General features: G+C 64.0%; 10 protein-coding genes. 2 read left to right on the forward strand and 8 right to left on the reverse strand.

Annotated features, from left to right (window positions below):
• Positions 1-15 precede the first annotated feature (15 nt).
• The gene (locus XF30_RS03680) at positions 16-1,074 is read left to right on the forward strand and encodes an AI-2E family transporter (protein ID WP_109141957.1); all 1,059 of its coding nucleotides are present in this window, start codon (positions 16-18) and stop codon (positions 1,072-1,074) included.
• A gap of 45 nt (positions 1,075-1,119) precedes the next feature.
• On the opposite strand, the gene XF30_RS03685 is transcribed toward XF30_RS03680, so the two are convergent.
• From XF30_RS03685 to hisB, 8 genes are all read right to left on the reverse strand, one after another.
• Positions 1,120-1,359 carry a hypothetical protein gene (locus XF30_RS03685; RefSeq protein ID WP_109145556.1) on the reverse strand — a complete coding sequence of 80 codons (240 nt, stop codon included), beginning with the start codon at positions 1,357-1,359 and terminating at the stop codon, positions 1,120-1,122.
• A gap of 101 nt (positions 1,360-1,460) precedes the next feature.
• Entirely contained in the window at positions 1,461-2,417 is a 957-nt protein-coding gene (gene coaA / locus XF30_RS03690; RefSeq protein WP_036003185.1) for a type I pantothenate kinase, read from the reverse strand.
• A gap of 36 nt (positions 2,418-2,453) precedes the next feature.
• A complete protein-coding gene (locus XF30_RS03695) occupies positions 2,454-2,777 on the reverse strand; it encodes a phosphoribosyl-ATP diphosphatase (RefSeq protein WP_036003183.1) in 324 nt (107 codons plus the stop codon).
• Between the two features lie 102 nt (positions 2,778-2,879).
• Positions 2,880-3,653, reverse strand: coding sequence for an imidazole glycerol phosphate synthase subunit HisF (gene hisF / locus XF30_RS03700; RefSeq protein ID WP_018646048.1), 774 nt, complete (start codon positions 3,651-3,653; stop codon positions 2,880-2,882).
• 3 nt (positions 3,654-3,656) lie between these two features.
• Positions 3,657-4,388 (reverse strand): 1-(5-phosphoribosyl)-5-[(5-phosphoribosylamino)methylideneamino]imidazole-4-carboxamide isomerase, encoded by a 732-nt coding sequence (hisA, locus tag XF30_RS03705; RefSeq protein WP_109145557.1) that lies wholly within the window; start codon positions 4,386-4,388, stop codon positions 3,657-3,659.
• Positions 4,385-5,035 (reverse strand): imidazole glycerol phosphate synthase subunit HisH, encoded by a 651-nt coding sequence (gene hisH / locus XF30_RS03710; protein WP_109141958.1) that lies wholly within the window; start codon positions 5,033-5,035, stop codon positions 4,385-4,387. The genes hisA and hisH overlap by 4 nt, the downstream gene beginning before the upstream one ends.
• Positions 5,032-5,562: a DUF2628 domain-containing protein gene (locus XF30_RS03715; protein WP_109141959.1), complete on the reverse strand. Its 531-nt coding sequence runs from the start codon at positions 5,560-5,562 to the stop codon at positions 5,032-5,034. The genes hisH and XF30_RS03715 overlap by 4 nt, the downstream gene beginning before the upstream one ends.
• A 64-nt stretch (positions 5,563-5,626) precedes the next feature.
• Complete coding sequence (hisB, locus tag XF30_RS03720) at positions 5,627-6,220, reverse strand: imidazoleglycerol-phosphate dehydratase HisB (protein WP_109141960.1); 594 nt, start codon at positions 6,218-6,220, stop codon at positions 5,627-5,629.
• A gap of 191 nt (positions 6,221-6,411) precedes the next feature.
• On the opposite strand from hisB, the gene hslV reads away from it, so the two are divergent.
• Positions 6,412-6,972, forward strand: a complete 561-nt coding sequence (hslV, locus tag XF30_RS03725) for an ATP-dependent protease subunit HslV (protein ID WP_036003154.1) — start codon at positions 6,412-6,414, stop codon at positions 6,970-6,972.
• Positions 6,973-7,100: the final 128 nt, after the last annotated feature.

Below are 7,100 nucleotides of genomic sequence, written 5' to 3' on the forward strand. Positions count from 1 at the left end.
AGAGCTGGCGAACACGTGAGAACATCGGAGAACCGTTCATTCCTCATCCTGCTCGGCGCGATCTCCGTCGCGTTCGTCTGGGTGCTTTGGCCGTTCTCCGGTGCCGTGTTGTGGGCCACGCTGCTGGCCATCATCTTCGCCCCGTTCTATCGACGGATCCTGAAATCCGTGCCCGAAAAGCACAACCTTGCCGCCCTCGTCACCGTCATCGTGGTGGTCGTTATGGTCCTGATCCCCGTGGCGATCATCATCGCGTCGCTGATCGACCAGGGCGGGGAGCTGTATCAGCGCGTTCAGAGCGGGGAGATCAGCCTCGCTCATCCCCTGCAGCAGCTGAAATCCGCGCTGCCCGCCTGGGCTGTGTCGCTCGGAGACCGCCTGGCCGGCATCGATTTTTCGGCCCTGAGGGAACGCCTGTCGGGTCTCGTCGTCCCTGCCGGACAACAGCTGGCCGGGCACGCGATCAACATCGGTCAGGTGACGCTGGAGTTCGTCGCAAGCCTGCTCGTGATGCTGTACCTGCTGTTCTTCCTGCTGCGCGACGGTGACGAGCTCAATGCCCGCATTCGCGAGGCGCTCCCGCTGAGCCCGAACCATACCGCGGAAATTCTCGATGTCTTCACCCTGGCGGTTCGTGGAACGATCAAGGGGATCGTTCTCGTCGCGTTGATACAGGGAGCACTCGGCGGGCTCATCTTCTGGCTGCTCGGCCTCACCGCGCCGCTGCTGGCGGGCGCGCTGATGGCGCTGCTCTCGCTGCTGCCGGTGCTCGGCTCCGCGCTGGTCTGGGTTCCGGTTGCGCTTTACCTGCTTGTGGCAGGTTCGGTCACGAAGGGACTCATCCTGCTCGCTTTCGGCACCTTCGTGATCGGCCTTGCGGACAATTTTCTCCGCCCGATCCTGGTCGGCCAGTCGATCCAGATGCCGAGCTATATCGTGCTGCTCGCCACGCTGGGCGGCCTTGCGACGTTCGGAGCGAACGGGTTCGTGATCGGCCCGCTCGTCGCTGCAATGTTTCTGACGACGTGGCACATCTTCGTCGTCTCGAAGTCGAAACAGGGGGCCCCGAAATGATCGTCATGCCGGGCCTGGAGCGGGCGATCCGGCCGATGCGCAATCTCATGCAGCAGAGACAATAAAGCGCGGTGCAGACAGCTTGTCCGGCGTCGTCTGGCCTCCCCGGAAGACGGTATTTGCCTGCGCGGCGCGCTTGCAATGGGGGCACACGAAGAGATGCGCGATGACCGGGGTCGGCTCGTCCGTGAGCAATTCCGAGCGGAACCACTTCATCTCGACATGGCAGTCCGGGCAGACCGGAGCTACCAGCTGCTCCGCAGCGCTCCTGAGACGATCAACCATGGTGTGCCCCCGCCGTTTTCCAAGGAATAGCGGAATACCCATCGTTGGTCTGCATCAAAAGATACTCTGCGCGAATGGGCAGGGCCCGGGCACCAAGGCGATTACAGCCGCCTGAGCGCCACGCTCTCCACCGTGTGGTCGGCGCCCTTCTTGAGGATCAGCGTCGCACGGGGCCGGGTCGGCAGGATGTTGTCCTCGAGATTGGCGAGGTTGGTACGCTCCCAGATCGCGATCGCGGTCGCGGTGGCTTCCTCGTCCGACAACAGAGCATAGCGGTTGAAGTAGGATTTTGGATTGGTGAATGCGGTGTCGCGCAGCGCCAGGAAGCGCTTGATGTACCATTGCCGCAGCGCCGCCTCGTCGGCGTCGATATAGACCGAGAAATCGAAGAAGTCGGAAACCACCGGCACCGCCTTGCCATCGCGCGGCAGCTTGCCGGTCTGCAGCACGTTGACGCCTTCGACGATCAGGATGTCGGGCTGGTCGATCTCGGCCCATTGGTTCGGCACGATATCGTAGGTCAGATGCGAATAGACCGGCGCGCGGACGTGGCGACGGCCAGCCTTGATGTCGGAGAGGAAGTTGAGCAGCATCGGCAGATCGTAGCTCTCCGGAAAACCCTTCTTCTGCATGATGCCGTGCCGCTCGAGCACCGCGTTGGGATAGAGAAATCCGTCGGTGGTGATCAGTTCGACTTTCGGCCGCGGCGACCAGCGCGCCAACAGGGCCTGGAGCACGCGTGCCGTGGTGGATTTCCCGACCGCCACCGAGCCGGCGACGCCGATGATGTAGGGCACCTTGCGGTCCCTGATGTTGAGGAACTGGCGCTCGGCGTAATACAGCCGCTGCATGGCATCGACGTAGATCGACAACAGGCGCGACAGCGGCAGATAGATGTCTTCGACCTCCTGCAGGTCGAGGCGATCGTGCAGCGAACGCAGCCGGTCGAACTCGCCCGGCTCGAGCGTCATCGGCGTATCGTCGCGCAGTCGCGCCCATTCCTCACGCGTATAAACGCGGTAGGGATTGTACTGCTGCTCGGGTGCGCGGATATCCATGACGCCGCCTTTCCGTTGCGATCTATTCGCCCTTGCCTAGCCGCCCTTGCGCGACGCCTTCTCTTCCAGCCCCGACATCGAGGTCCGCTTGTCCAGCGCGGCCTCGACCTCTTCCAGCTTTATGCCGCGCGCCTTCAGCAGCACAAGGAAATGATAGAGCAGGTCGGCACTTTCAGCGATCAGATGCGCGCGATCGTTTTCGACTGCAGCGATTACGGTTTCGACTGCTTCCTCGCCGAACTTCTTGGCGCAATGCTCGGGGCCTTTGTCGAGCAGCTTGCGGGTATAGGATGCTTCGCCGCCGGACGCTGCGCGGACGTCGATGGTTTCGGCCAGATCATGGATCGTGAAACGCGGCATCGGACTCACTCGGAAACACGCTTGAAAGCAAGCTTGGCAACAGATTTGGCCACGGCGGCCATCCCCGTCCGCCAATGTTAGCATCGTTACGAACCGGAGTCGTCAGGCATCCAGGCGCATCGGCAGCCCACGCCGCGCCATGTGCTCCTTGGCCTCACGAATGGTGAATTCCCCGAAATGGAAGATCGAAGCCGCCAGCACCGCGGTGGCGTGCCCGTCGCGGATACCGTCGACGAGATGGTCGAGATTGCCGACGCCGCCCGAGGCGATCACGGGAACGGGAACGCTGTCGGCGATCGCGCGGGTCAGCGGAATATCGAATCCCTGCCTTGTGCCGTCGCGGTCCATCGAGGTGAGCAGGATTTCACCGGCGCCGAGCGAAACCACCTCCTGCGCGTATTCGATCGCGTCGATGCCGGTCGAGTTGCGCCCGCCATGGGTGAAGATCTCCCAGCGGTCGCCGCCCGGACGCTTGACGCGCTTGGCATCGATCGCGACCACCACGCACTGCTCGCCGAATTTTTCAGCGGCTTCCTTGACGAATTCGCGCCGCGACACCGCGGCGCTGTTGATCGACACCTTGTCGGCGCCGGCGCGCAGCAGCGTCTTGATGTCGTTGACCTCGCGCACGCCGCCGCCGACGGTGACAGGCATGAAGCAGGCTTCCGCCGTGCGCCGGACCACGTCCAGCATGATGCCGCGGTTCTCGTGGGTCGCGGTGATGTCGAGGAAGGTGAGCTCGTCGGCGCCGGCGGCGTCATAGGCGATGGCGGCTTCGACGGGATCGCCGGCATCCCTGAGATCGACGAAGTTGACGCCCTTGACGACGCGGCCGTCCTTGACGTCGAGGCAGGGGATCACGCGCACCTTGAACATGGGTCAGCTCCTGCGCGCGTCGCGGATCAAGGTGAGGGCGGCGGCGGGATCGAGCCGGCCGTCATAGAGCGCGCGGCCGGCAATCGCGCCGGCGAGCTTCTTCGCGCGCAGCATGGCTTTCACGTCCTCGATCGAGGCGAGGCCGCCGGAGGCGATCACGGGAATCGAAATGGCATCGGCCAGCGCGATGGTCGCCTCTAAGTTCAAGCCCTTGAGCAAGCCGTCGCGCGCGATGTCGGTGAAGATGATGGCGGCGACGCCGGCATCCTCGAAGCGCTTGGCGATCTCGAGCACAGTCACTTGCGAGGTCTCGGCCCAGCCTTCGACCGCGACCTTGCCGTCGCGCGCGTCGAGCCCGACCGCGACGCGGCCGGGGAATTTTTTGGCGGCGCTTTTCACCAATTCAGGATCGCGCACCGCAGCGGTGCCGATGATGACGCGGGTGATGCCCTTGTCGAGCCAGGCTTCGACGGTCGCGAGATCGCGAATGCCGCCGCCGAGCTGCACCGGAATCTTGATCGTCTTCAGCATCGCCTCGACGGCGTCAGCATTCACAGGCTTGCCGGCGAAGGCACCGTCGAGGTCGACGACGTGGAGATATTCAAAACCCTGCGCGGCAAAGCTCTGCGCCTGCGCGGCGGGATTGAGGTTGAACACGGTCGCGCGCGCCATGTCGCCTTGCTCGAGGCGCACGCACTGGCCGTTCTTGAGGTCGATCGCGGGAAAGAGAATCACGGTTTCCATCGCAAGAAATTCGAGATCAGGGCCAGCCCGAAGCGTTGGCTCTTCTCGGGGTGGAATTGCGTGCCGATGGCGGTGTCCTTGCCGACGATCGCCGTGACGGGTCCGCCATAGTCTGCGCGCGCGAGCACATCCGCCTCGTCGGCGGCGTTGAGATGATAGGAGTGCACGAAATAAGCGTGCTGGCCCTTGGGACCGAGCGGCAGCTTGTTCAGCACCGGATGCTCCTGCAGCAGGTCCAGCGTATTCCAGCCCATGTGCGGGATCTTCAGGCTTTCATCGCGCGGCGTGATCTTCTCGACGTCGCCGCCGATCCAGTTCAAGCCCTCGGTGACGACGTGTTCCTTGCCGCGGCTCGCCATCAGCTGCATGCCGACGCAGATGCCGAAGAACGGCCGCGCCTTGACGCGCACCGCTTCGGTGATGGCCTCGACCATGCCGTTGACGGCATCGAGCCCGCGCCGGCAATCGGCAAAGGCGCCGACGCCGGGCAGCACCAGGCGGTCAGCCTCGTAAGCCTGGTCCGGATCGCTGGTAACAAAGACCTTTTGCGGGCTCTCCAGGCTGCGCGCGGCGCGCTCGAAGGCTTTCGCGGCGGAATGCAGATTGCCGGAACCGTAATCGATGATGGCGACGCTCATCTTGACCCTCCCGGTTCTGGAAACAACCCAATGATGCCGCCGGCCGGAATCGGCGGCGGGTTCGAGAATGGCTGACCCGGCACATTGCGGGTCGGCGGCGGGCCGCCGCGATCGACGGCCCATTGATCGCCAGCGCTGCCGTTCTGCTTCTGGCTCCAGCGTTCGAAAAAGCGGCGCTCCGCAGTGTCGCTGTCATCAGCGACGACGATATCCAGCTGCCGCCACTTTCCGCGCGACAAGGTCCAGCGGCGCAGGCTCGAGGCTTCGAGGCCCATCAGCACCGCGACGATGCAATCGGCGAAGAAGATCGAGGAGCGCCCGACGCCGAGGCTCGACAGCCCCGCGTTGAACGCGGCCAGGAAGATCAGATAGCCGATCAGCGCCAGCCACAGCCGATTCCACAACAGCCAGAACGGACCGAAGATCATCGCCCAGAAATGAAAGCCGTCGCGCACGAACACGAACTTGTCGGTCGCGCGCGGGTCGGCTCCTGCGGGTGAGGGAGCGTGAACTGTGTAGACAGGCATGGTGATGCCCCGTTCTCGAAATTCAGTGATGCCGCCAGCAGCGTTCGCCGCAAGACGGAAGATGTCAGCCGCCGAGCGAGCCCTTGGTGGACGGGATTTCGCCCGCCGCCTTCGGATCGATCGCCACGGCCGCGCGCAGTGCCCGCGCCAGACCCTTGAAGCAGGACTCGGCGATATGATGGCTGTTATCGCCATATAGGGTCTCGACGTGGAGAGTCACGCCGGCGTTGATGGCAAAAGCCTGGAACCACTCGCGCACCAGCTCGGTGTCGAACTCGCCGATCTTGTGCCGGGGGAAGTCGGCCTTGAACACCAGGAACGGGCGGCCCGAGATGTCGATCACCACGCGCGTCAGCGTCTCGTCCATGGGGATGTGCACGCCGGCGTAGCGGGTGATACCAGCCATGTTGCCGAGCGCCTGCTTGACCGCCTGGCCAAGCGCGATGCCGGTGTCCTCGGTGGTATGGTGATAATCAATGTGCAGATCGCCCACCGCCTTGACCGTGAGGTCGATGCGGGAATGGCGGGCGAGGAGATCGAGCATATGGTCGAAAAAGCCGATGCCGGTCGCGATATTGGCCACGCCGGTGCCATCGAGGTTCACGGAGACCTCGATGTCGGTTTCCTTGGTCTTGCGCTTGATCGTCGCGGTGCGCATTGAAAGCTGGCTTTCATCCTAGCTAGGGAGCCGAAAACGCCAGTCTCTTAACAGCCAAATGACACCTTCGCTACTGCGGGAACGGCCGGCCGGACCTCTACTTCTGCCTATGGTGAGCGAAATTCGGCCCGGAACGGCCCGTTGTGCCCTTCGTCCCGACCGCCTAAATCAGGCCGGACAGTGAGGTATTCATGCAGGACTCCCAGAACAGCTCGCCGGGCTGGCACGGCACCACGATTCTAACGGTCCGCAAGGGCGGCAAGGTGGTGGTCGGCGGCGACGGCCAGGTCTCGATCGGCCAGACCGTGATCAAGTCCAATGCCAAGAAGGTCCGCAAGCTCGGCAAGGGCGACGTCATCGGCGGCTTTGCCGGCGCCACGGCTGACGCCTTCACGCTGTTCGAGCGGCTCGAATCCAAGCTCGAGCAATATCCGGGGCAGCTGACCCGGGCGGCGGTGGAGCTCGCCAAGGACTGGCGCACCGACCGCTATCTTCGGCGGCTGGAGGCCATGATGATCGTGGCTGACAGGGACGTCTCCCTCGTGCTGACAGGCACCGGCGACGTGCTCGAACCCGAGGCCGGCGTGATGGCGATCGGCTCCGGCGGCAATTACGCGCTGGCGGCGGCCCGGGCCCTGCTCGACACCGACAAGGACGCCGAGACCATCGTCCGCCGCTCCCTGGACATCGCCGCGGACATCTGCGTCTACACCAACCGGAATCTGACGATCGAGAGCCTGGCTACGGGGTAGGGCGGAGGGGTCATTTGTCCGAGTGCCTCTCCGCACGGTCGGTGCAACCTCTCCCGCTTGCGGGGGAGGTCGGCGCGAAGCGCCGGGTGGGGGCTCTTCCCTCTGGGGGATTGTCCCATTGTGGAAAC

Source organism: Bradyrhizobium sp. SUTN9-2, from assembly GCF_003122645.1.
Classification (GTDB): Bacteria; Pseudomonadota; Alphaproteobacteria; order Rhizobiales; family Xanthobacteraceae; genus Bradyrhizobium; species Bradyrhizobium yuanmingense.